The following is a 20826-nucleotide window of genomic DNA, read 5'->3' as shown; positions in this document are numbered from 1 at the left end:
TGTCCTAGCTTCAAGTCTCGGTGACCCAGTCTAAATGACCCGTTCAAGTTCGCAGAATGCCCAGCCGGGCACACCAAATCGCGAAGATTATAGCCCAAGCGATCGGCCCGCCGACGCTGCCTCGGGGGATTCCCTCGATGACGATCTGATTGGCGACGCATTGCAACCGCCCGTTGTGCCGTCCGCGGCCGTCGATGACGCGCCGCGCGTCGTCGAAGTGCCGTCGTCGCTCGCGGGTGAACGCCTCGACAAGGCGCTCGCCCAGCTGTTCCCCGAATTCTCGCGCAGCCGCCTGCAGAGCTGGATCGAGGCGCAGCGCGTGCTCGTCAACGGCGCGCCCGCGAAGATCCGCCAGCCGGTGCCGCTCGGCGCGACGATCGAGCTCGTGCCCGATCTGCTTCCCGAGCAGCTCGCGTTCACGCCGGAGCCCGTGCCGCTCGACGTCATCTACGAGGACGACGCGCTCGTCGTCATCAACAAGCCGGCCGGCCTCGTCGTGCACCCGGCAGCCGGCAACTGGAGCGGCACGATCCTCAACGGGCTGCTGCACCGCTACGGCGACGCGGCTGCCGGCCTGCCGCGCGCGGGGATCGTCCACCGGCTCGACAAGGAAACGTCCGGCCTGATGGTGGTGGCGCGCACGCTGGCCGCGCAGACGGACCTCGTGCGCCAACTGCAGGCCCGCACGGTGAAGCGCCGCTATTTCGCGCTCGTGTGGGGCACGATGCCCGAGGAAGGCACGATCGACGCGCCGATCGGCCGCGATCCGCGCGAGCGTACGCGCATGGCCGTCGTGACAGGGGCGTCGGGCAAGCCCGCGCGCACCCATTTCCGTACGGTTGACACATGCGTGTGGCAACGTCAGCCGGTTTCGGCGATCCAGTGCGACCTCGAAACCGGTCGCACGCACCAGATCCGCGTGCACTGCTCGCACGCCGGCCACCCGCTGCTCGGCGATCCCGTCTACGGGCGCGCGCGCGGCAAGCGCTCGGTCACGCCGCTGCCGGACGGGTTCGCGCGGCAGGCACTGCATGCCTGGCGGCTCGGCCTCGTGCATCCGGTGACGGGCAAGATGGTGCAATGGCGCTGTCCGCTGCCCGACGACATGAACGCGCTCGTCGCGGCGCTCGGCTTCGGGCAGGGCGACGAGGAATTCGACGACGATGACGGTGTCTACGACGATGACGATTTCGGCGGCGAATATCACGACGATGAGCCGTACCTGGACGATGAGGAGGAGTGAGTGCCGATGACGAACCTGGCGCCGTTGACGTGGCAGGACTGCGTGCAGCCCGACTGGCAGGTGTCGCCGCGCGTGCGCGCGCTGATCACGACGCGCGACGGTGGTGTGAGCGAAGGCCCGTACGGGCGCTGGCAGGATGGTGCCGCGTTGCCGGGCGGGATGAACCTCGGCCTGCATACCGGTGACGATCCGGCCCATGTCGCCGGGAATCGTGCACGCTTGCTCGCGCTGGCGGGCCAGACGAGCGCGGCATGGCTCGAGCAGGTTCACGGCGCGCAGATCGTGCGTGCCGACGAAGTGATCGCGGCGGCGCCGGCTGCCGCGGCGCCGGTGCAGGCCGACGCAAGCGTCACGGACCGGGCGGGCGCCGTCTGCGTCGTGATGGTGGCCGATTGCCTGCCCGTGCTGCTGTGCGACGCGCAGGGCCGGGCGGTGGGAGCCGCGCATGCGGGCTGGCGCGGGCTCGCGGCCGGCATCGTCGAGCAGACCGCGGCGCGCGTCGCGGCGCTCGCGGGCGGCGCGACGGACGCGCTTCATGCGTACCTCGGGCCGGCGATCGGCCCGCAGGCGTTCGAGGTCGGTGCCGACGTGCGCGACGCGTTTCTCGACACGGCCCCGCAGTCGGAGCATGATAAAACCCGCCATGCGTTCGTCGCGATCGACGGCGCGCCCGGCAAGTTTCTCGCCGATCTCTATGCACTCGCGCGCCTGCGTCTCGCACGCGCGGGCGTAGCGCACGTGAGCGGCGGGACAGCTTGTACGGTCACCGAACACGCACGTTTCTATTCGTATCGGCGCGACCGTGTAACGGGCCGCATGGCGGCGGCGATCTGGCTGGCAGATTGACGGCATGCGCATGCGCGCATGGTTTTGTTGCGCCGCGAAATCGGGTTATCTCGATATTCCGGCGGCAATTCGGCGTTGCATGCGCAGTCGAATGAAAAATCCCGAAGTCAAGTCGACCAATATGTTTTATGTTTCGCCGGAACCCTTGTCGTGTCTGTTGCACACGGATTATCTCCGCGCAGAAATGTTCAGCGGTTTGACGCGGCGCTTCACATGGGGAAAACGATAATGATAAAAATACCGCACTGCGGCAGAATCTGGAGACGCCTCTCCAGAGCATGACGGCCCGGCTCGCAGCCGGCACGCCGCGCGCGAGCAGGATTTCACGATTGACGCTCACGAATCACCGGTAAGGCAGGTAATGACAGCATCGAAAAATTCGTCGACGTCCGCTCAGGCGGGCACTTCCGCGGGCAGCATCGGATTCGATCCGACCGCCCAGCCGATGCAGCAGATGTTCGAGTCGTGGTTGCACGCGTGGCGTGGTTTTGCAGATCCGGCACGCGCCGCGACTGCGTCGGCCACCGTGAATCCGTTCGCGACATTCCAGTTCCCGACGTCGTTTCCGTTCCAGGTGCCGTCAATGCCCGATCTCGGCAGCATGGCGTCGCCGTTCGCGGGGCTGAAGCTGCCGGTTGCCGCGATCCCGCCCGAACGGCTCCAGACGCTGCAGGCCGACTACGCGCGCGATTGCATGACGCTGATGCAGCAGGCAGCCGCCGCGAAGCTCGAGTCCCCCGAACTGAAGGACCGCCGCTTCAGCGGCGATGCGTGGAAGGCGTCGCCCGCGCATGCGTTCGCGGCTGCCTGGTATCTGCTCAACGCGCGTTATCTGCAGGAACTGGCCGACGCGCTTCAGACCGATCCGAAGACGCGCGAGCGCATCCGTTTCACGGTCCAGCAATGGACGGCGGCCGCCGCGCCGAGCAACTTCCTCGCACTCAATCCCGACGCACAGAAATCGATTCTCGAGACGCAGGGCGAAAGCCTGCGGCAGGGGATGATGAACCTGCTCGGCGACCTGCAGCGCGGCAAGATTTCGCAGACCGACGAATCGCAGTTCGTGGTCGGCAAGAACCTCGGGTGTACTGAAGGCGCGGTCGTCTACGAAAACGACCTGATCCAGCTGATCCAGTACACGCCGAAGACGGACAAGGTGTTCGAGCGGCCGCTGCTGATCGTCCCGCCGTGCATCAACAAGTTCTACATCCTCGACCTGCAGCCCGAGAATTCGCTCGTCGCGCATGCGCTGTCGAACGGCCATCAGGTGTTCCTCGTGTCGTGGCGCAATGCGGATGCATCGGTCGCGCACAAGACGTGGGACGACTACATGAACGAAGGGCTGCTCGCGGCGATCGATGCCGTGCAGCAGGTCAGCGGCCGCGAGCAGATCAACACGCTCGGCTTCTGCGTCGGCGGCACGATGCTCGCAACGGCGCTGGCCGTGCTCGCCGCGCGCGGCGAACATCCGGCCGCGTCGATGACGCTGCTCACCGCGATGCTCGACTTCACCGACACGGGCATTCTCGACGTGTTCGTCGACGAGGCGCACGTGCAGATGCGCGAGCAGACCATCGGCGGCAAGAACGGCACGCAACCGGGGCTGATGCGCGGCGTCGAGTTCGCGAACACGTTCTCGTTCCTGCGCCCGAACGACCTCGTGTGGAACTACGTCGTCGACAACTACCTGAAGGGCCGTACGCCCGCGCCGTTCGACCTGCTGTACTGGAACAGCGACTCGACGAGCCTGCCGGGTCCGATGTACGCGTGGTACCTGCGCAATACCTATCTCGAGAACAAGCTGCGCGAACCGGGCGAGCTGACCGTGTGCGGCGAATCCGTCGACCTGTCGCTGATCGACGTGCCGACCTTCGTCTACGGCTCGCGCGAGGATCACATCGTGCCGTGGCAGACGGCCTACGTATCGACGTCGATCCTGACGGGCCCGCTGAAGTTCGTGCTGGGCGCGTCGGGTCACATCGCGGGCGTGATCAATCCGCCGGCGAAGAAAAAGCGCAGCTACTGGGTCAACGACAGCGACCTGCCCGAATCCCCGGACGACTGGTTTGCCGGCGCGACCGAGCAGCCGGGAAGCTGGTGGACGACCTGGGTCGAATGGCTCGACCAGTACGGCGGCCGCAAAGTGGCGCCGCCCGCCCAGCCCGGTTCCGCGCAGTTCCCGGTGATCGAGCCGGCGCCGGGACGTTACGTGTTGCAGCGCGATTGACGAAAACCGGACAGCGGCGCACGCTGTCCGATGCACCGCAGTTTTTTTAACAGGGCCGGTAGCGATGCGCCGTGTCGTGCGGGCCTGGAGGAAAGGGAAATGACGGACGTAGTGATCGTATCGGCCGCGCGTACCGCGGTCGGCAAATTCGGCGGCTCGCTTGCGAAGATTGCGGCGCCGGAGTTGGGCGCGACGGTGATCCGCGCGGTGCTGGAGCGTGCGGGCGTGAAGCCCGAGCAGGTCAGCGAAGTGATCATGGGGCAGGTGCTGACGGCCGGTTCGGGGCAGAACCCGGCGCGGCAGTCGCTGATCAAGGCCGGGCTGCCGACGGCGGTGCCGGGGATGACGATCAACAAGGTGTGCGGCTCGGGCCTGAAGGCCGTGATGCTGGCGGCGAATGCGATCGTGGCGGGCGACGCGGAGATCGTGATCGCGGGCGGCCAGGAGAACATGAGCGCATCGCCGCACGTGCTGCCGGGCTCGCGCGACGGGTTCCGGATGGGCGACGCGAAGCTGGTCGACACGATGATCGTCGACGGCCTGTGGGACGTGTACAACCAGTACCACATGGGCATCACGGCGGAGAACGTCGCGAAGGAATACGGGATCACGCGCGAAGAGCAGGACGCATTCGCGGCGCTGTCGCAGAACAAGGCGGAAGCGGCGCAGAAGGCCGGGCGTTTCAACGACGAGATCGTGCCGGTGTCGATCCCGCAACGCAAGGGCGAGCCGCTGCAGTTCGCGACCGACGAGTTCGTGCGTCACGGCGTGACGGCGGAATCGCTGGCGGGGCTGAAGCCGGCGTTCTCGAAGGACGGTTCGGTGACGGCGGCGAACGCGTCGGGCCTGAACGACGGCGCGGCGGCGGTGCTGGTGATGTCGGCGCAGAAGGCGGCGGCGCTGGGCCTGACGCCGCTGGCGCGGATCAAAGCGTACGCGAACGCGGGCGTGGATCCGAGCGTGATGGGCATGGGCCCGGTGCCGGCCTCGCGCCGGTGCCTGGAGCGCGCGGGCTGGACGCCGGGCGACCTGGACCTGATGGAGATCAACGAGGCGTTCGCGGCGCAGGCGCTGGCGGTGCACAAGCAGATGGGCTGGGACACGTCGAAGGTGAACGTGAACGGCGGCGCGATCGCGATCGGTCACCCGATCGGTGCGTCGGGCTGCCGGATCCTGGTGACGCTGCTGCACGAGATGGCCAAGCGCGATGCGAAGCGCGGGCTGGCGTCGCTGTGTATCGGCGGCGGGATGGGTGTCGCGCTCGCGGTCGAGCGTCCGTAACCGGTCGTTCGCCACCAGCGAACCGAATCCGGGCGCCGGCCGATTGCGGCTTCGGCCGGCGCCACGTGAAGTCAGAGGGGCCTCAGGCAGCTCTCGAAACCAAAAAATGGAGTGAGATTTATGTCTCAGCGAATTGCGTACGTAACGGGCGGGATGGGCGGCATCGGCACCAGCATCTGCCAGCGTCTGTTGAAAGACGGCTTCAAGGTGGTCGCGGGTTGCGGCCCGAATTCGCCGCGCCGGGTGAAATGGATCGAGGACCAGAAGGCGCTCGGATACGATTTCATCGCGTCGGAAGGCAACGTCGGCGACTGGGACTCGACCAAGGAAGCGTTCGACAAGGTCAAGGCCGAAGTCGGCGAGATCGACGTGCTGGTCAACAACGCGGGCATTACGCGCGACGTCGTGTTCCGCAAGATGACGCATGAAGACTGGACCGCCGTGATCGACACCAACCTGACGAGCCTGTTCAACGTCACGAAGCAGGTGATCGACGGGATGGTGGAGCGCGGCTGGGGCCGGATCGTCAACATTTCGTCGGTGAACGGCCAGAAGGGGCAATTCGGCCAGACCAACTATTCGACCGCGAAGGCCGGCATCCACGGCTTCACGATGTCGCTCGCGCAGGAAGTCGCGACGAAGGGCGTGACGGTCAACACCGTGTCGCCGGGCTACATCGGCACCGACATGGTGAAGGCGATCCGTCCCGACGTGCTCGAGAAGATCGTCGCGACGATCCCGGTGCGACGTCTCGGCGGTCCGGAGGAAATCGGCTCGATCGTCGCGTGGCTCGCGTCGAACGATTCCGGCTTCGCGACGGGCGCCGACTTTTCGCTGAACGGCGGCCTGCACATGGGCTGAACGCCCGGGCTGTGCGGGCCGGGTGGCCGCGCAGCCGGGTGTGTTCCGAAGGCCCCCGCCTCCCGGATTCGGGCGGCGGGGATTCGTCACTTGCGCTACGCTGCACAGAAGGGCGTTACATGACCACTACAAAGAAGACGGCCGAACGGCTCATCAAGAAGTATCCGAACCGCCGGCTCTACGATACCGAGACAAGCACGTACATTACGCTCACCGACGTGAAGCAACTCGTGCTGGAGCAGGAGGACTTCAAGGTCGTCGATGCGAAATCCAGCGAAGACCTGACGCGCAGCATCCTCCTTCAGATCATCCTCGAAGAGGAAAGCGGCGGTGTGCCGATGTTCTCGTCGTCGATGCTGTCGCAGATCATCCGCTTCTACGGTCACGCGATGCAGGGCATGATGGGCACGTACCTGGAAAAGAACATCCAGGCGTTCATCGATATCCAGAACAAGCTCGCGGATCAGTCGAAGAACCTGTACGACACCAATGCGATGAATCCGGAAGTCTGGTCGCAGTTCATGAACATGCAGGCGCCGATGATGCAAGGGATGATGACGAGCTACATCGAGCAGTCGAAGAACATGTTCGTGCAGATGCAGGAACAGATGCAGAACCAGGCGAAGTCGATGTTCAGCACGTTCCCGTTCAAGCAGCCGGGCGCGTCGGAGCCGGAGAAGAAGTAGCGATTTCGCGGCAGGCCGGCCGTGGCGGCGCGAGCTGTCGGGCGTCGGTGCCGTGAAGCAAGGCGGCGCGGGGCGGCCGATCGATCGTGCGTTCCCGCACGACGATGCGCGGCTGCCGCCTGCCGGAAGCGTTCGCCGACGGTCGTTCATGATCGTCGGCACCGAATGCTCGCGCCGGGCATGAACGGGCATGACCGTGGTCCGGTCGATCGAGCTCCAGTCACATACGAATGAACGCCGGGACGCACCGCACCTGACAGGTGCGTTTGTACCGGCGTGGGTGTTTGCCCGTCGAACCCGCAGCGGCGCAGCACCGCAAAGCCGTGGAAGTCGTCTGTCGCGAAGCGCGGCATCGGGTTCCGGGCACGACACGATGTGCGACGCCGCGCCGATGCGGTGCGGCCAAGAAAAACAAACCGGATGAGAGAGAGCATGCGAGGGATTCAAATGGCATCGGCCGGCAGGCTGGCCGGTCTTGCTTCGATGTTCATGTGCGGCATTGGCCTGGCCGCACCGGGCTTTGCGATGGATTGCGCGAAAGCCGCGCAACCGATCGAGAAGCGCATCTGCGCGAATCCCGGGCTGCGGTCGGCCGATGCGCGCATGAATTCGGCCTATGCGGGCGTGCTGAAGGCTGCGCCGGACGCTGCTATCCGCGACATGCTGGTGCGTAGCCAGCGCCGCTGGATCGACGCGCGCAACAACCGTCTCGCGGCCGATTACGAGGGCCATCCGATGGCCGTCGACGAAGTGCGCAAGGCGATCGATCGGCGCACCGCCGTGTTGGCCGATCAGTCGGGTAAAGGGCTGATCGCGCGAGCGCTGGCCGAGCGGCAGTGGCTCGCGAAATACACGGGTGGCCCGTTGACGGGTTTCGACGGAAACTGCGATTTCATTCCCGACGATGCGAGCGGCGCACACGTGTCCTATGCGTGTTTCGGCGCGGTCCATGTGCAGAATCGTGCGCGGGTCTGCAGCCAGAGCGAGGACTGGGCGACCGGCGCGGTTTATCAGTACCGGTTGGTGAGTGCGGCCGACGGCGGGAAGGTGCGACCGGTGGCGTTCTGCGAAGCGCAGGCGCATGCGAGTGCGTGCGACAACGGTGGAACGCAATCGGGGTGGATGCGCGCGGGGGCGGCTGGTGGCGATAACCACGCGTCAACGCCGGTAACCGGGTTGCCGCAACTCGATGCGGAAATGTGGCCGATCGGTGATGGAGACGACGCGGTGTGGTTCGATCGGTGCCTGACGGCGGCGATGTTTCCGTGAATGCAGGACCGGGTCAAGCCCGCTTCGGCGGGCTTTTTTACGACCTCGTCGCGGGCGCGATGTCAGTCCTCGTCGTCGTGCGGAGGAAGGTCGAGCACGAGCTTGACGGCGCTGTAGTTGGCCTTGAGCGAAAACACACGGCCGATCACGAAAAACGTCTGCGGCGAATTCTCGAGCTCGACGAAGTCGCCGGGTTGCGGTACGTGCGCGCCCTGGTCATACGAAAAGCTGGTGCTGGTCTGCTCGCCGATGGTTTCGGCAGCGTGTTCGGTGAATTCGATCGTGATGTGGGTGGTCATACTGGCCCCGTTGGCTAGTTGAAGAGAGCGGACGCTGCGATTTTCGCATAGCGGTGGGGCGGTTTCGGGGCGATTCTGGTGCGGCGGTGTTTGCCGATCGTGTCTGTTGTCTCGTTGCGTCGATCTGAAAGGGGCGGATCGGTTTCCCCTGTCGACTCGGGACGCCCGCGCGAGCCGCACGTCGTCGTCGTGATCCGTGGCGTCGCAACGGCCGATTTTGGCTCGCTGACCCATAAATGGCTGTAAACTCACGCTTTTGCTGCCACGCCCCCACACGCCAGATGTCCCAATCCCCCAAAGTAGGATTCGTATCCCTCGGGTGCCCGAAAGCCCTCGTCGACTCCGAACAAATCATCACCCAGCTGCGCGCCGAAGGTTATGAAATCTCCGGCACCTACGACGGCGCCGACCTCGTCGTCGTGAACACCTGCGGCTTCATCGACGAAGCCGTGCAGGAAAGCCTCGACGCGATCGGCGAAGCGCTGACCGAGAACGGCAAGGTGATCGTCACCGGCTGCCTCGGCGCGAAGTCGAGCGCCAGCGGCTCGAACCTGATCGAGGAAGTCCACCCGAAGGTGCTCGCCGTCACCGGCCCGCACGCCGTGGGCGAAGTGATGCAGGCCGTACATTCGCACCTGCCGAAGCCGCACGACCCGTTCGTCGACCTCGTGCCCGCGGCCGGCATCAAGCTCACGCCGCGCCACTACGCGTACCTGAAGATCTCCGAAGGCTGCAACCACCGCTGCACGTTCTGCATCATCCCGTCGATGCGCGGCGATCTCGTGTCGCGTCCGGTCGCCGAAGTGATGCTGGAAGCCGAGAACCTGTTCAAGTCGGGCGTGAAGGAACTGCTCGTGATCTCGCAGGACACGAGTGCGTACGGCGTCGACGTGAAGTACCGCACGGGCTTCTGGAACGGCAAGCCGATCAAGACGCGCATGACCGACCTGGTCGCCGCGCTCGGCGAACTCGCCGCGCAGTACGGCGCATGGGTGCGCCTGCACTACGTGTATCCGTACCCGAGCGTCGACGAAGTGATTCCGCTGATGGCCGAAGGCCCGTTCAAGGGCCACGTGCTGCCGTATCTCGACGTGCCGTTCCAGCACGCGCACCCCGAAGTGCTGAAGCGCATGAAGCGTCCGGCGAACGCCGAGAAGGTGCTCGAGCGCGTGCAGAAGTGGCGCGAGATGTGTCCGGACCTGACGATCCGCAGCACGTTCATCGCGGGCTTCCCCGGCGAGACGGAAGAGCAGTTCGAAACGCTGCTCGACTTCATCCGCGTGGCGGAACTCGATCGCGTCGGTTGCTTCGCGTACTCGCCGGTCGAAGGCGCGACCGCGAATGAACTCGACGGCGCGCTGCCTGACGAGGTCCGCGAGGAACGTCGCGCGCGCTTCATGGAAGTGGCCGAGGAAGTGTCGGCGAACCGCATCCAGCGCAAGGTCGGCAAGACCCTCAAGGTGCTGATCGACGAAGTCAGCGCGGAAGGCGGCATCGGCCGCACGGCGGCGGATGCGCCGGAGATCGACGGTGTCGTTTATGTCGAGCCGGCGGCGAAGGCGTCGAAGCGCTACAAGGTCGGCGATTTCGTGTCCGTGAAGATCACGGGCGCCGACGGCCACGATCTGTGGGGCGAGGTGTAAGCAATGACCGGCGTATTTCCGGAGATCCTCGCACTCGGCGAGGCGATGATCGAATTCAATCAGTCGCAGCCTGGCCGTCCCGAGTTCCTGCAGGGCTTCGGCGGTGATACGTCGAACTTCTGCATCGCCGCAGCGCGCCAGGGCGCGTCGACCGGCTTCGTGTCGGCGATCGGCGACGATCCGTTCGGCCGCCTGCTGGCCGACATGTGGCGCGCCGAGCACGTCGATACGACGTACGTGCGGATCGACCGCGCGGCGCCGACCGGCGTGTATTTCGTGACGCACGGCGCCGACGGCCACCAGTTCGACTATCTGCGCGCGGGCTCCGCGGCGAGCCGCTATGCGGTGGGCGACCTGCCGCTCGACGCGCTGGCGGCCGCGAAGGCCGTGCACCTGTCGGGCATCAGCCTCGCGATCAGCACGGCCGCGTGCGACGCCGCGTTCGCGGCGGTCGACCATGCGCGTCGCAACGGCGCGAAGGTCAGCTTCGACACGAACCTGCGCCTGAAGCTGTGGCCGTTGTCGCGCGCTCGTGCGGTGATGCGCGAGGCGCTGGGCCAGACGGACATCTGCCTGCCCAGCTGGGACGACGTCACGGCGCTCACGGGTGCGAACGATCGCGACGCGATCGTCGATGCGATGCTCGAACACGGGCCGCAGGTCGTCGCGCTGAAGCTTGGCAAGGACGGCGCGTATGTGGCGACGCCGAACGAGCGGCGCGTCGTGCCGGGCTTTGCGGTCGAGGCGGTCGATGCGACGGGCGCGGGCGACTGCTTCGGCGGCGCATTCGTCGCGCGGATCGTCGCGGGCGACGATCCGTTCGCGGCGGCGCGTTATGCGAACGCGGCGGCGGCGCTGTCGACGACGGGCTACGGCGCGGTCGCGCCGATTCCGCACCGCGACGCGGTGGAGCGCCTGATGCAAGGCTGACGCGGAACACGCACGCCGGCCACGGCCCCGCACGATCGATTCATTCGCTGACAAGGATGAGGAGGCAACATGCAACGTGAAGTGGTGGTGGTGAGCGGCGTGCGTACCGCGATCGGCGATTTCGGCGGCAGCCTGAAGGACATCGCGCCGACCGAGCTGGGCGCGAAAGTCGTGCGCGAAGTGTTGCAGCGTGCGCAGGTGTCGGGCGACGAGGTCGGCCACGTGGTGTTCGGCAACGTCGTGCACACGGAGCCGAAGGACATGTATCTCGCGCGCGTCGCCGCGATCAACGGCGGCGTCGCGCAACATGCACCGGCGCTCACGGTCAACCGGCTGTGCGGTTCCGGGCTGCAGGCGATCGTGTCGGCCGCGCAGGGCGTGCTGCTCGGCGACGCGGACATCGCGATCGCGGGCGGCGCGGAGAACATGAGCCGCGCGCCGTATTCGATCCCGGCCGCGCGCTTCGGGCAGCGCATGGGCGACATGCGCGCGGTCGACATGATGGTCGGCGCGCTGAACGATCCGTTCCAGACGATCCACATGGGCGTGACGGCCGAGAACGTCGCGGCGAAGTACGGCATTTCGCGTGACGCACAGGATGCGCTCGCGCTTGAATCGCACCGCCGCGCGTCGCATGCGGCGAAGGCCGGCTACTTCAAGGAGCAGATCCTGCCGGTCGAGTTGATCGGCTCGAAGAGGGGCACGCCGGTCATGTTCGATCACGACGAGCACGTGCGCCACGACGCAAGCCTGGAGGATTTCTCGAAGCTGCGGCCCGTGTTCGTGAAGGAGAACGGCACGGTGACGGCCGGCAATGCGTCGGGTATCAACGACGCGGCGGCCGCGGTGCTGCTGATGGAGCGCGGCGTTGCCGAGAAGCGCGGCGCGAAGCCGCTTGCGCGCCTCGTCGCGTATGCGCACGCGGGCGTCGATCCGGCCTACATGGGGATCGGTCCCGTGCCGGCCACGCAAAAGGCGCTCGCGCGCGCAGGGCTGACGGTCGCCGATCTCGACGTGATCGAGGCGAACGAGGCATTCGCCGCGCAGGCCTGCGCGGTGACGCAGGAACTGGGTCTCGACCCGGCAAAGGTGAACCCGAACGGGTCCGGCATTTCGCTCGGTCACCCGATCGGCGCGACGGGCGCGCTGATCGCCGTCAAGGCGCTGTACGAGTTGCAGCGCGTCGGCGGCCGTTACGCGCTCGTCACGATGTGCATTGGCGGCGGGCAGGGCATCGCCGCGATTTTCGAGCGAATCTGAAGCAAGGAGCAACGCAAGGTGGGTCGATATTCGGAATGGCAACGGGCGCTCGTCGTCGCGGGCGCGCTGGCGGCGGGCATGGCGATGTCGGGCGCGGTCGCGGCGCAGGCCGTCGCGCCGGGCACGCAACAGGACGAACCGGCACCCGCGCGGCCGCTGCGGCCGAATCCCGAGTTCGCCCGCCTGCCGCGCTACGAAGGCACGCTCGGCGACCGGCCGATCGTCGTGCATCTCGGCCCGAAGACGGACGAGGAAGGCGTGCATGGCGAATACCAGTTCACCGATACGGGTGAGGTCGTCCTGCTCGCGGGCGATCGCGACGGCGATACGCTGGAAATCGAGGAATCGAACGACGGCACGAACATCACGGGCGTGTGGGTCGGCCGCTTCGACGCGACGGGCGACCTGAAGGCCGACCGGATGAACTCGGACGAGTCGGACCCGCAACCCGTCGTGCTGCGTCTGGCGCCGGGCAAGCGCGCGGCGCTGCAGGTGCGCGACGGCCGCGTGCAGGAAATCGAGACGGTGGGCGGCGTCGTCAACCTGCGCACCGACGACTGAGCTTGCGCTGGCTCGGTGTGCGCGGCGCGCATTGTACCGGGCCAAATGCGCCGATTTTGGCTAATCTAGCGACATATTCCGCAACCGAACGGCCTCGTGCCCGCCTTCCTGTCATGACTGCATCCACTTCCAAGCGCGCGCTGCAAACCCGCATCGTTCAACCCGACGACGTCATTCCGGAAGGCTTCCGTTCGTTCGTGCCGCCGGTCGCGCGCGCGTCGACGGTCGTGTTCCCCGATCTCGCGACGATGCGCGCGCTCGTGTGGCACAACGACAACCAGTGGCGCTACGGGCTGCACGCGACGCCCACGTCGCTCGCGCTCGCGCAGCGGCTCGCCGAGATCGAGGGCGGCACGCATGCGCTGCTGCAGCCGTCGGGCCTCGCGGCGATCATGAACGTCTATTTCGGTATCGTGAAAGCGGGCGACGACGTGCTGATTCCGCACAACGTGTACGGGCCGAATGCCGACTTCGGCAACTGGCTCGCGAAGGATTTCGGCATCACGGCGCGCTTCTACGATCCGCTCATCGGTGCCGGCATCGCCGACCTGATCCAGCCGAACACGCGACTGATCTGGATCGAGGCGCCCGGCTCGGTGACGATGGAAGTGCCCGACGTGCAGGCGATCACGGCGGTCGCGAAGGCGCGCGGCATCGTCACCGCGATCGACAACACCTATTCGGCCGGGCTCGCGTTCAAGCCGTTCGATCACGGCGTCGACATCTCGATGCAGGCGCTGACCAAGTACCAGTCGGGCGGCAGCGATGTGCTGATGGGCGCGACGATCACCGCGGACGCGGAGCTGCACGCGAAGCTGAAGCTCGCGCGGATGCGCTGCGGGATCGGCGTGTCGGTCGACGATTGCTCGCTCGTGCTGCGCAGTCTGCCGAGCATGCAGGTGCGCTTCGACGCGCACAGCAAGAGCGCGCTCGCGCTCGCGCAGTGGCTGAAGGCGCGGCCGGAAATCGCGTCGGTATTGCACCCGCAGATTGCCGACTGCCCGGGGCACGCGTCGTTCATGCGCGACTTCACGGGCGCGGGCGGGCTGTTCTCGGTGGTGTTCGACGCGCGCTACAGCGCGGAGCAGATCGACCGCTTCGTCGAGTCGCTCGAACTGTTCGCGATCGGCTGGAGCTGGGGCGGCGCGTGCAGCCTCGCGATGCCTTACGACGTCGCGTCGATGCGGCAGGACTGGCCGCATCGCGGCACGCTGGTGCGTTTCTACGTCGGTCTCGAGGACGAAGCCGACCTGCGCGCGGACCTCGAGCGCGCGATGCAGGCCACACTCGGCTGATCGCAGGCCGATCACGGTCGCGGAAAAACGAAACGCCGGCGCGATGCCACATCGCGCCGGCGTTTTTCATTTGAGGCCGTGCGGAATCAGAACAGCCGCAGCAGCCCGTCGAGGCCGACGTGATCGAACGCGACCGTTGCCGCTTCGCGCACGACGGGCTTCGCGTGGAATGCGACCGACAGCCCGGCTTCGGCCATCATCTTCAGGTCGTTCGACCCGTCGCCCATCGCGATCGCGCGGTTCGGCGCGAGGCCGAGCGACGCGCACGTCTCGCGCAGCAGGCGTGCTTTCACGTCGGCGTTGACGATCTCGCCGAGCACCTTGCCGGTCAGCTTGCCGTCGACGATCTCGAGCGTGTTCGCCTGCGCGTAGTCGAGGCCGAGGCGCGCCTTCAGCCGCTCGGTGAAGAACGTGAAGCCGCCCGACACGAGCAGCGTCTTCATGCCGGCGGCCTTCACGCCGGCCAGCATCGTCTCGGCGCCGGGCGACAGTTGCAGCCGCTCCTCGTACACGCGTTCGAGCGCCTGCGCGTCGAGCCCGGCCAGCAGCGCGACGCGGCGCGTGAGGCTTTCGTTGAAATCGCGGATCTCGCCGCGCATCGACGCTTCGGTGATCTCGGCGACCTGCGTTTTCAGGCCGCAGAAATCGGCGATCTCGTCGATGCATTCGATCGTGATCAGCGTCGAATCCATGTCCATCACGACGAGCCCGAAATCGCCGAGCGCGAGGCCGGCCTCGACGAATGCGAAGTCGAGCGCGTGCGTGCCGCAGTACGCGTCGATGTCGAGACGCTGCGCCGGGTTCGCGTTGTCGATGCGCAGCGCGTGATCGTCGGTCTGCACGATGCGGGTGCCGCGCGACAGCGCGAGCAGCGGTTTGTGATGGGCGTCCGACAGCGGCGCAAGACTCTGGATGACGAGGTTGTGGGTCATGGCGGGATGGTTGGAAGGCGAATGAAACGCTTACGCGGCCAACGGGCGGCCGCCTGCGAACGCGGCCCCGTTCGGCTGCGGGCCATTGCGTCGCGAACGCGCCATTGTAGCCGCTCGGTCGAGGCCGGTACGAATCCTGAGGCCGGACTCGAACCGGCACGCGCGCGGCGCGAGCATGAACACCGGTGCCTAACGTTCGTCCGCGCGATCCCAGTAAGGTGGATCGCCGAAATGCTCGGCGAGAAATGCGATGAACGCGAGCGTCTTCAGTGGCACGTGCGCGCGGCTCGGATAGACGGCCCAGATCGCGACGTCGTCGGCGAACGGATAGTCGTCGAGCACCGTGACGAGCGCGCCGCTCGCGAGCAGCGGGCCGACGTCCCAGGTCGACTTGATCGCGATCCCGAAGCCGTCGACGAGCGCTTCGCGGATCGCCTCGCCGTTGCTCGCGACGAGCCGGCCGCCGACCCGCACGGTGAGCGGGCCTTGCGGCGTGGCGAACGACCAGTCGCGCTGGTCGCCGAGGATCACGCATTCGTGTTGTGCAAGGTCGGCCGGGTGGCGCGGCGTGCCGCGCTCGGCGAGATACGCGGGCGAGCAGCACAGCACACGGCGGTTCACGGCGAGCTTGCGCGCGACGAGCGTCGAATCCTTCAGCGCGCCAAGGCGGACCGCGACATCGTAGCCGTCGTCGACGAGATCGACGATCTCGTCGGACAGCCGCAGGTCGAGCGACACCGACGGGTAGCGGCGCAGGAACGCGGGAATCACCGGCGCGACGTGCTGGCGGCCGAACGACGACGACATCGACACCTTCAGCCGCCCGTACGGCTCGCTGCGGCCGTGGCCGACCGACGCGCGCGCGGCGTCGGCGGCCGACAGCAGCGCGTCGGCGCGCGCCATGAAGACTTCGCCGTCCTGCGTGAGGCTGATGCGGCGCGTGGTGCGGTGCAGCAACCGCGCGCCGAGCTGGCGCTCGAGCTGCGCGATGCGTGCGCTCGCGACCGCGGCCGAGACGCCGAACTCGCGTCCGGCCGCGGTGACGTTCGCGAGCAGCGCCGCGCGCACGAACAGCGCGACGTCGAGCAGGTCGAGCGGCTTGTCGGGAGCCGGAATCGGATCGGACGTCATTATTCTGAAATTCCTGAAAATGTTTCAGGAAATATAGCGGTTTTCTCGAAGGATCGGGTTGCCTACGATGACGTTCATGGGGCTGCGCCGCAGCCCGCCCGGTTTCCCTGAAAGGAGTTTCGTGATGAAAGCCGTTGGACTGACCCGCTATCTGCCGATCGACGACCCGCAAGCCTTGCTCGACGTGGAACTGCCGCAGCCCGTGCCGGGCCCGCGCGACCTGCTCGTGAAGGTCGAGGCGGTTTCCGTGAACCCGGTGGATTTCAAGGTGCGCGCGCCGAAACCGAAGGTCGAGGACACACCGCGCGTGCTCGGCTGGGATGCGGCCGGCACGGTCGTCGCGGTCGGCGCCGACGTCACGCTGTTCCGGCCCGGCGACGAAGTGTTCTACGCGGGCAGCATCACGCGGCCCGGCACGAACAGCGAATTCCATGCGGTCGACGAACGGATCGCCGCGCTGAAGCCGCGCGCGCTCGACTTCGCCGCGGCGGCCGCGCTGCCGCTCACCGCGCTGACCGCATGGGAGGCGCTGTTCGACCGGCTGCATGTATCGCCGCAGGGCACGGACGCCGGCAAGTCGGTGCTGATCATCGGGGGCGCGGGCGGCGTGGGCTCGATCGCGATCCAGCTGGCGAAGACGCTCGGCAAGCTGCACGTGATCGCGACCGCGTCGCGGCCGGCGTCGGCCGAATGGGTGCGTTCGCTCGGCGCCGATGCGGTCGTCGACCATTTCGGCGACCTGCCTGCGCAGTTGCGCGACGCAGGGCATCCGAACGTCGACTACGTGCTGATCTTCAACGACACGGACCGCCATTTCCCTGCCGCTGCGGAAGTAATCCGGCCGCAGGGCGGCATTTGCACGATCGTCGAGAACGATAAGCCGGTGCCGGTCGAACTGCTGAAGGCGAAGAGCGCCGCGTTTCATTGGGAATTCATGTTCACGCGCGCAATGTTCGAGACGCCGGACATGATCGAGCAGCACCGGATCCTCGGCGAAGTCGCGCGGCTCGTCGACAGCGGCACGCTGCGCACGACGGTCGGCGAGCAGCTCGGCGCGATCAATGCGGCGAATGTGCGGCGCGCGCATCAGTTGCTCGAGGGCGGGCGCGCGATCGGCAAGCTCGTGCTGAGCGGCTTCTGAGCGCCGTCAGGCCCGTCGCTTTGTACCACGCCCCTCGACGGGCCTCCCCCAAGGTGACTTCCTTTGAGGCGGCCCGGCGTTTTCCCGAGCGCCGGCACTACACGTAAGGTTGCGGCGTCGCGAGCGCAAGCGGGGTAACACCCGATGCGTTTGCGGCGCATTGCATGCCGCTTGGCGGTAGACTGGCAGCGCATCATGCATCGAAAACCGCGCGGCACGCGCGTGCCGCCGCATTACAAGGAGGTCAGCATGAGCCAACGCAGCTTGTCGGTCGCCGCATCGTGGTCGGTCGTGTTCGCGGCGGCGTGCGTCAGCGCGAGCGTATTCGCGGCGCCGCCGGTCAAGGGCAGCCTGAAGGGCGGCGGTACGGGACAGCTCGAATACACCGTCAAGGTCGATTCGAAGACCTTCGGTAATACGCAGGAGACCCGCAAGATCCGCTCGGGCGAGACGGACGACTTCAACTGGAAGTCGGTGCCGCCGAGCGGCGCGGTCGCGATGCCGAGCGGCTGCCCGAACGCCGACAGCCTGCCGCGCGACGAGAACGGCGCGATGGTGCGCCAGACCCAGGTGCGGCTTGCGCCGTCGGTCGACGCGAAGGGCGTCGCCAACGTGCAGCTGAGCTTCCAGGCGGCCGCGCCGAAGGGCACGCGCAACGTGACGGCCGGCGGCAAGTCACTGCAGTGTCCGGACGTCGCGTCGGTGAGCCAGGTGAAGTGGGTGTCGATTCCGACCAACGGCGGTTCGAAGTCCGTGACGATGAGCGATGGCACGAAGGTGACGGTGTCGATCAAGCATTGAGCGGCGCCGCGGGCCGGCGTGTCGTTCGGTGCGCGCACAACGGATTCGAATGGCGTGACAAGCAGGGCGGCACGTGACCGTTGCGTGCCGCCGTCACGATGCTTTCTGCGACCTGCTTCGCGGTACTTACAGTGCCGCGATAACGGTATTGCACCGTTCGCCGCGCGTTGGCGGTTCGTGACGGCCTGCGTGACGTCATGCGGATGTCACGCTATGCTCGGCCACATCATCACCTTCCTGTAACGATATCCCGATGAAATTCCGAATGCGCACGCTGCTGTCTGCCGCTGTGTTCGTCGCCGCGCACGCGCAGGCGGCCGACGATTGCAGTTTCGTGAAGAAGGTCGAGCTGCCGTCGCGGCAGCAGGTGGCCGTGGTGTCGAGCGGCGCGCTCGAACCGTGCTCGACCGGCAGCTACGCGGTGCGCGTGTATTCGACCGCGCATGCCGCGCCCGGCTTCGATACCGACGATTACGTGACGGGCGTGCTGCATGCGCGCGATGGCACGATCGCCGACGCGTTTACGGCCGACCTCGGCGCGCGGGCGCCGCAGGCGCTCGTCGTGACGACGCGTTCGGCCGGCAGCGGCGGCTATGTCGGCGCGCAGGCTTATGTGACGACGCCGCGCGCGGTGCGGCTCGTCGCATCGGTCGACGGGCTCGCGCCCGGCGCGGACATCGCGGCCGCGTTGCGGCAGGCGATCGGCAAGCGCCGCGCCGCGCGCTGACTACGCAATCGCGCATCGCGCTTCGCGCGGCGCTGTTGCGTGTCAGTGCGCGCGCTCTTCTAGCCGCGCCGCGAGAAAGCGGTGATCGGCCGAGAACAGCCGGCGATAGGTCATCAGCACCGCGCCGACGGTGCCGAGCGCGGAGGCCGCGGCAATCAGGAACATGATCACGATCTGGTAGCGCACGGCCTGCAGCGGCGACTGGCCGGCCAGCACCTGGCCCGTCATCATCCCCGGCAGGCTCACGACGCCGACCACTGCCATCTGGTTCAGCGTCGGCAGCATGCCCGCGCGCACGGCCTGGCGTGCGGCGTCCTGCACGGCTTCCCAGCGCGTCGCGCCCAGCGCGAGAGCGGTCTCGACGCGGTCGCGGCGGGCCGTGAGTTCTTCCATCATCCGCTCGACACCGAGCGACACGCCCGTCAGCGTATTGCCGAGAATCATCCCGAGGATCGGAATCGCATATTGCGGCGCGAACCACGGATGGATGCGGATCACGACGAACAGGCCGACCGCCGCGACGAACCAGCTGCTGAACCAGATCGATGCGATGCTGTCGATGCGCTGGCCGCGGTACGTGCGCTTGCCGCGTCCCGCGCCGGCGAAGCCGGCAATCAGCGTCATCAGCGCGGTGAGCGGCAGCACGACGTACCAGTGAGGATGACCGAACACCCAGCCGAGCACGTAACCGATCGCGAGCAACTGGACGACGGTGCGCACCGCCGCGAGCGCGAGCTTGCGGCCGAGGCCGAGCGACAGTGCGGCCGAGATCGCGCCGTTGACTGCGACGAGCGCGGCGGCAATGCCGACGTCGACAAGACTCAGGTCCTGCAGTGCCGGGCTCATTGCGCAGCCTCCGTCGGGTTTGCGACATGCAGCACGCCGGCCTGCATGACGAGCCGCATCGTGGCGATCCGCGCGGCCTGCGCCGGATCGTGCGAGATCCACATGTACGCGCGTGCATCGGGCGCCGCGTCGAACCATGCGCCGACGAGCGCCTCGATCGCGCGTGCCGATTCGGGATCGAGCGCGGAGGTCGGCTCGTCGAGCAGCAGCACGTCGGGATCGAGCTGCAGCACGCGCAGCAGTGCCGTGATCTGCGCTTCGCCGCCCGACAGGTCGCTCGCGCGCTTGTCGAGAAAGTCGGGGCCGCGGCCGGCCTGCGCGGCGAGTGCTTCGGCGCGCGCGCGATCGAACGCGACGTCGCGATAGATCGCGAGCGAATACGGATAGCGCAATTGCGATTCGACGGTGCCGTCCATTTGCGCGGGGCGCTGGCGCACGTACGCGACGCTGCGCCGGTAGCGCGGGATCGCGCTGCGCCGGATCCGGCTGCCGCGCCACAGGATGTGGCCGCCGTCGAGCGGGTCGAGCAGCGCGAGCGCGCGCAGCAGCACGCTCTTGCCCGACCCGGACGGGCCCGTGATGGCAAGTCGCGATCCCGCAACGAGGCTGAAATCGGTCGGGGCGAGCAGGGTCTTGCCGCTGCTGGCGTCGCGCCGCGTAATGCGCTGCGCATCGATGAGGCCGGTGGGGGCTGTCATGTCACAAATGAAAAAAAGCGTTAACGGCGCCGAAACGTCACCATGGCGTGCGTCATAATACCGATTGAAAAGCCGCGAGTGTCGTGCGCCGTTCGTCCACGCACGCGGCCCGGCATGATGCGGCAACACTTCAGAACAACAACGGAACC

20 protein-coding genes are annotated in these 20826 nt (G+C 67.0%); 15 read left to right on the top strand and 5 right to left on the bottom strand.

Going from position 1 to position 20826, the window contains the following annotated elements:
• Nucleotides 1–34: 34 nt before the first annotated feature.
• The 7 genes from H3H55_RS09940 to H3H55_RS09910 all read left to right on the top strand — a co-directional run bounded on the left by H3H55_RS09940 (nucleotide 35) and on the right by H3H55_RS09910 (nucleotide 8413).
• Nucleotides 35–1243, top strand: a complete 1209-nt coding sequence (locus tag H3H55_RS09940) for an RluA family pseudouridine synthase (RefSeq protein ID WP_129512263.1) — start codon at nucleotides 35–37, stop codon at nucleotides 1241–1243.
• 6 nt (nucleotides 1244–1249) lie between these two features.
• Complete coding sequence (gene pgeF, locus H3H55_RS09935) at nucleotides 1250–2089, top strand: peptidoglycan editing factor PgeF (RefSeq protein ID WP_193098497.1); 840 nt, start codon at nucleotides 1250–1252, stop codon at nucleotides 2087–2089.
• Between the two features lie 361 nt (nucleotides 2090–2450).
• Nucleotides 2451–4316 (top strand): class I poly(R)-hydroxyalkanoic acid synthase, encoded by a 1866-nt coding sequence (gene phaC, locus H3H55_RS09930; RefSeq protein WP_193098496.1) that lies wholly within the window; start codon nucleotides 2451–2453, stop codon nucleotides 4314–4316.
• A gap of 99 nt (nucleotides 4317–4415) precedes the next feature.
• Nucleotides 4416–5597 carry an acetyl-CoA C-acetyltransferase gene (locus H3H55_RS09925; RefSeq protein WP_129512260.1) on the top strand — a complete coding sequence of 394 codons (1182 nt, stop codon included), beginning with the start codon at nucleotides 4416–4418 and terminating at the stop codon, nucleotides 5595–5597.
• Nucleotides 5598–5717: 120 nt separating this feature from the next.
• Complete coding sequence (locus H3H55_RS09920) at nucleotides 5718–6458, top strand: 3-ketoacyl-ACP reductase (protein WP_193098495.1); 741 nt, start codon at nucleotides 5718–5720, stop codon at nucleotides 6456–6458.
• A gap of 119 nt (nucleotides 6459–6577) precedes the next feature.
• Nucleotides 6578–7144: a polyhydroxyalkanoate synthesis repressor PhaR gene (gene phaR, locus H3H55_RS09915; protein WP_129512258.1), complete on the top strand. Its 567-nt coding sequence runs from the start codon at nucleotides 6578–6580 to the stop codon at nucleotides 7142–7144.
• Nucleotides 7145–7576: 432 nt separating this feature from the next.
• A complete protein-coding gene (locus H3H55_RS09910; RefSeq protein ID WP_193098494.1) occupies nucleotides 7577–8413 on the top strand; it encodes a lysozyme inhibitor LprI family protein in 837 nt (278 codons plus the stop codon).
• Nucleotides 8414–8475: 62 nt separating this feature from the next.
• On the opposite strand, the gene H3H55_RS09905 is transcribed toward H3H55_RS09910, so the two are convergent.
• Complete coding sequence (locus H3H55_RS09905; RefSeq protein WP_193098493.1) at nucleotides 8476–8712, bottom strand: hypothetical protein; 237 nt, start codon at nucleotides 8710–8712, stop codon at nucleotides 8476–8478.
• 281 nt (nucleotides 8713–8993) lie between these two features.
• On the opposite strand from H3H55_RS09905, the gene rimO reads away from it, so the two are divergent.
• The 5 genes from rimO to H3H55_RS09880 all read left to right on the top strand — a co-directional run bounded on the left by rimO (nucleotide 8994) and on the right by H3H55_RS09880 (nucleotide 14401).
• On the top strand, nucleotides 8994–10355 hold the full coding sequence (gene rimO / locus H3H55_RS09900) for a 30S ribosomal protein S12 methylthiotransferase RimO (protein ID WP_048250895.1): 1362 nt from the start codon (nucleotides 8994–8996) through the stop codon (nucleotides 10353–10355).
• A 3-nt stretch (nucleotides 10356–10358) separates the two neighbouring features.
• Nucleotides 10359–11285: a sugar kinase gene (locus H3H55_RS09895; protein ID WP_193098492.1), complete on the top strand. Its 927-nt coding sequence runs from the start codon at nucleotides 10359–10361 to the stop codon at nucleotides 11283–11285.
• Nucleotides 11286–11354: 69 nt separating this feature from the next.
• Nucleotides 11355–12545: a beta-ketothiolase BktB gene (gene bktB, locus H3H55_RS09890; protein WP_193098491.1), complete on the top strand. Its 1191-nt coding sequence runs from the start codon at nucleotides 11355–11357 to the stop codon at nucleotides 12543–12545.
• Nucleotides 12546–12563: 18 nt separating this feature from the next.
• Nucleotides 12564–13106: a hypothetical protein gene (locus H3H55_RS09885; RefSeq protein WP_129512253.1), complete on the top strand. Its 543-nt coding sequence runs from the start codon at nucleotides 12564–12566 to the stop codon at nucleotides 13104–13106.
• A 113-nt stretch (nucleotides 13107–13219) separates the two neighbouring features.
• Entirely contained in the window at nucleotides 13220–14401 is a 1182-nt protein-coding gene (locus H3H55_RS09880; protein WP_193098490.1) for a cystathionine beta-lyase, read from the top strand.
• Nucleotides 14402–14487: 86 nt separating this feature from the next.
• Here H3H55_RS09880 and serB read toward each other — a convergent pair whose 3' ends face one another.
• The gene (serB, locus tag H3H55_RS09875) at nucleotides 14488–15333 is read right to left on the bottom strand and encodes a phosphoserine phosphatase SerB (RefSeq protein ID WP_048250981.1); all 846 of its coding nucleotides are present in this window, start codon (nucleotides 15331–15333) and stop codon (nucleotides 14488–14490) included.
• A 189-nt stretch (nucleotides 15334–15522) separates the two neighbouring features.
• A complete protein-coding gene (locus tag H3H55_RS09870; RefSeq protein ID WP_129512250.1) occupies nucleotides 15523–16464 on the bottom strand; it encodes a LysR family transcriptional regulator in 942 nt (313 codons plus the stop codon).
• Nucleotides 16465–16588: 124 nt separating this feature from the next.
• On the opposite strand from H3H55_RS09870, the gene H3H55_RS09865 reads away from it, so the two are divergent.
• The 3 genes from H3H55_RS09865 (at nucleotide 16589) to H3H55_RS09855 (ending at nucleotide 19133) form a co-directional block, all read left to right on the top strand.
• Nucleotides 16589–17605 carry a zinc-binding alcohol dehydrogenase family protein gene (locus H3H55_RS09865; protein WP_193098489.1) on the top strand — a complete coding sequence of 339 codons (1017 nt, stop codon included), beginning with the start codon at nucleotides 16589–16591 and terminating at the stop codon, nucleotides 17603–17605.
• Nucleotides 17606–17854: 249 nt separating this feature from the next.
• Nucleotides 17855–18406: a DUF6013 family protein gene (locus H3H55_RS09860; RefSeq protein WP_193098488.1), complete on the top strand. Its 552-nt coding sequence runs from the start codon at nucleotides 17855–17857 to the stop codon at nucleotides 18404–18406.
• Between the two features lie 253 nt (nucleotides 18407–18659).
• Complete coding sequence (locus H3H55_RS09855; protein ID WP_193098487.1) at nucleotides 18660–19133, top strand: PliI family lysozyme inhibitor of I-type lysozyme; 474 nt, start codon at nucleotides 18660–18662, stop codon at nucleotides 19131–19133.
• A 42-nt stretch (nucleotides 19134–19175) separates the two neighbouring features.
• Here the strand turns inward: H3H55_RS09855 and H3H55_RS09850 are convergent, their stop codons facing one another.
• Both H3H55_RS09850 and H3H55_RS09845 read right to left on the bottom strand, forming a co-directional pair.
• Nucleotides 19176–19979, bottom strand: coding sequence for an ABC transporter permease (locus tag H3H55_RS09850; protein WP_193098486.1), 804 nt, complete (start codon nucleotides 19977–19979; stop codon nucleotides 19176–19178).
• On the bottom strand, nucleotides 19976–20677 hold the full coding sequence (locus H3H55_RS09845; RefSeq protein WP_193098485.1) for an ATP-binding cassette domain-containing protein: 702 nt from the start codon (nucleotides 20675–20677) through the stop codon (nucleotides 19976–19978). Before H3H55_RS09845 ends, H3H55_RS09850 begins: the two co-directional genes overlap by 4 nt.
• Nucleotides 20678–20826 lie beyond the last annotated feature (149 nt).

It is taken from the genome of Burkholderia sp. Z1, assembly GCF_014893795.1.
Lineage (GTDB): Bacteria > Pseudomonadota > Gammaproteobacteria > Burkholderiales > Burkholderiaceae > Burkholderia > Burkholderia theae.
This window is presented reverse-complemented; position numbering and strand designations above follow the sequence as displayed.

Excerpts from the sequence above, each read along its gene's own strand:
- H3H55_RS09940 (WP_129512263.1), top strand. The coding sequence starts at position 35 with ATGACCCGTTCAAGTTCGCAGAATGCCCAGCCGGGCACACCAAATCGC.
- pgeF (WP_193098497.1), top strand. The coding sequence starts at position 1,250 with ATGACGAACCTGGCGCCGTTGACGTGGCAGGACTGCGTGCAGCCCGAC.
- phaC (WP_193098496.1), top strand. The coding sequence starts at position 2,451 with ATGACAGCATCGAAAAATTCGTCGACGTCCGCTCAGGCGGGCACTTCC.
- H3H55_RS09925 (WP_129512260.1), top strand. The coding sequence starts at position 4,416 with ATGACGGACGTAGTGATCGTATCGGCCGCGCGTACCGCGGTCGGCAAA.
- H3H55_RS09920 (WP_193098495.1), top strand. The coding sequence starts at position 5,718 with ATGTCTCAGCGAATTGCGTACGTAACGGGCGGGATGGGCGGCATCGGC.
- phaR (WP_129512258.1), top strand. The coding sequence starts at position 6,578 with ATGACCACTACAAAGAAGACGGCCGAACGGCTCATCAAGAAGTATCCG.
- H3H55_RS09910 (WP_193098494.1), top strand. The coding sequence starts at position 7,577 with ATGCGAGGGATTCAAATGGCATCGGCCGGCAGGCTGGCCGGTCTTGCT.
- H3H55_RS09905 (WP_193098493.1), bottom strand. The coding sequence starts at position 8,712 with ATGACCACCCACATCACGATCGAATTCACCGAACACGCTGCCGAAACC.
- rimO (WP_048250895.1), top strand. The coding sequence starts at position 8,994 with ATGTCCCAATCCCCCAAAGTAGGATTCGTATCCCTCGGGTGCCCGAAA.
- H3H55_RS09895 (WP_193098492.1), top strand. The coding sequence starts at position 10,359 with ATGACCGGCGTATTTCCGGAGATCCTCGCACTCGGCGAGGCGATGATC.
- bktB (WP_193098491.1), top strand. The coding sequence starts at position 11,355 with ATGCAACGTGAAGTGGTGGTGGTGAGCGGCGTGCGTACCGCGATCGGC.
- H3H55_RS09880 (WP_193098490.1), top strand. The coding sequence starts at position 13,220 with ATGACTGCATCCACTTCCAAGCGCGCGCTGCAAACCCGCATCGTTCAA.
- serB (WP_048250981.1), bottom strand. The coding sequence starts at position 15,333 with ATGACCCACAACCTCGTCATCCAGAGTCTTGCGCCGCTGTCGGACGCC.
- H3H55_RS09870 (WP_129512250.1), bottom strand. The coding sequence starts at position 16,464 with ATGACGTCCGATCCGATTCCGGCTCCCGACAAGCCGCTCGACCTGCTC.
- H3H55_RS09865 (WP_193098489.1), top strand. The coding sequence starts at position 16,589 with ATGAAAGCCGTTGGACTGACCCGCTATCTGCCGATCGACGACCCGCAA.
- H3H55_RS09860 (WP_193098488.1), top strand. The coding sequence starts at position 17,855 with ATGAGCCAACGCAGCTTGTCGGTCGCCGCATCGTGGTCGGTCGTGTTC.
- H3H55_RS09855 (WP_193098487.1), top strand. The coding sequence starts at position 18,660 with ATGAAATTCCGAATGCGCACGCTGCTGTCTGCCGCTGTGTTCGTCGCC.
- H3H55_RS09850 (WP_193098486.1), bottom strand. The coding sequence starts at position 19,979 with ATGAGCCCGGCACTGCAGGACCTGAGTCTTGTCGACGTCGGCATTGCC.
- H3H55_RS09845 (WP_193098485.1), bottom strand. The coding sequence starts at position 20,677 with ATGACAGCCCCCACCGGCCTCATCGATGCGCAGCGCATTACGCGGCGC.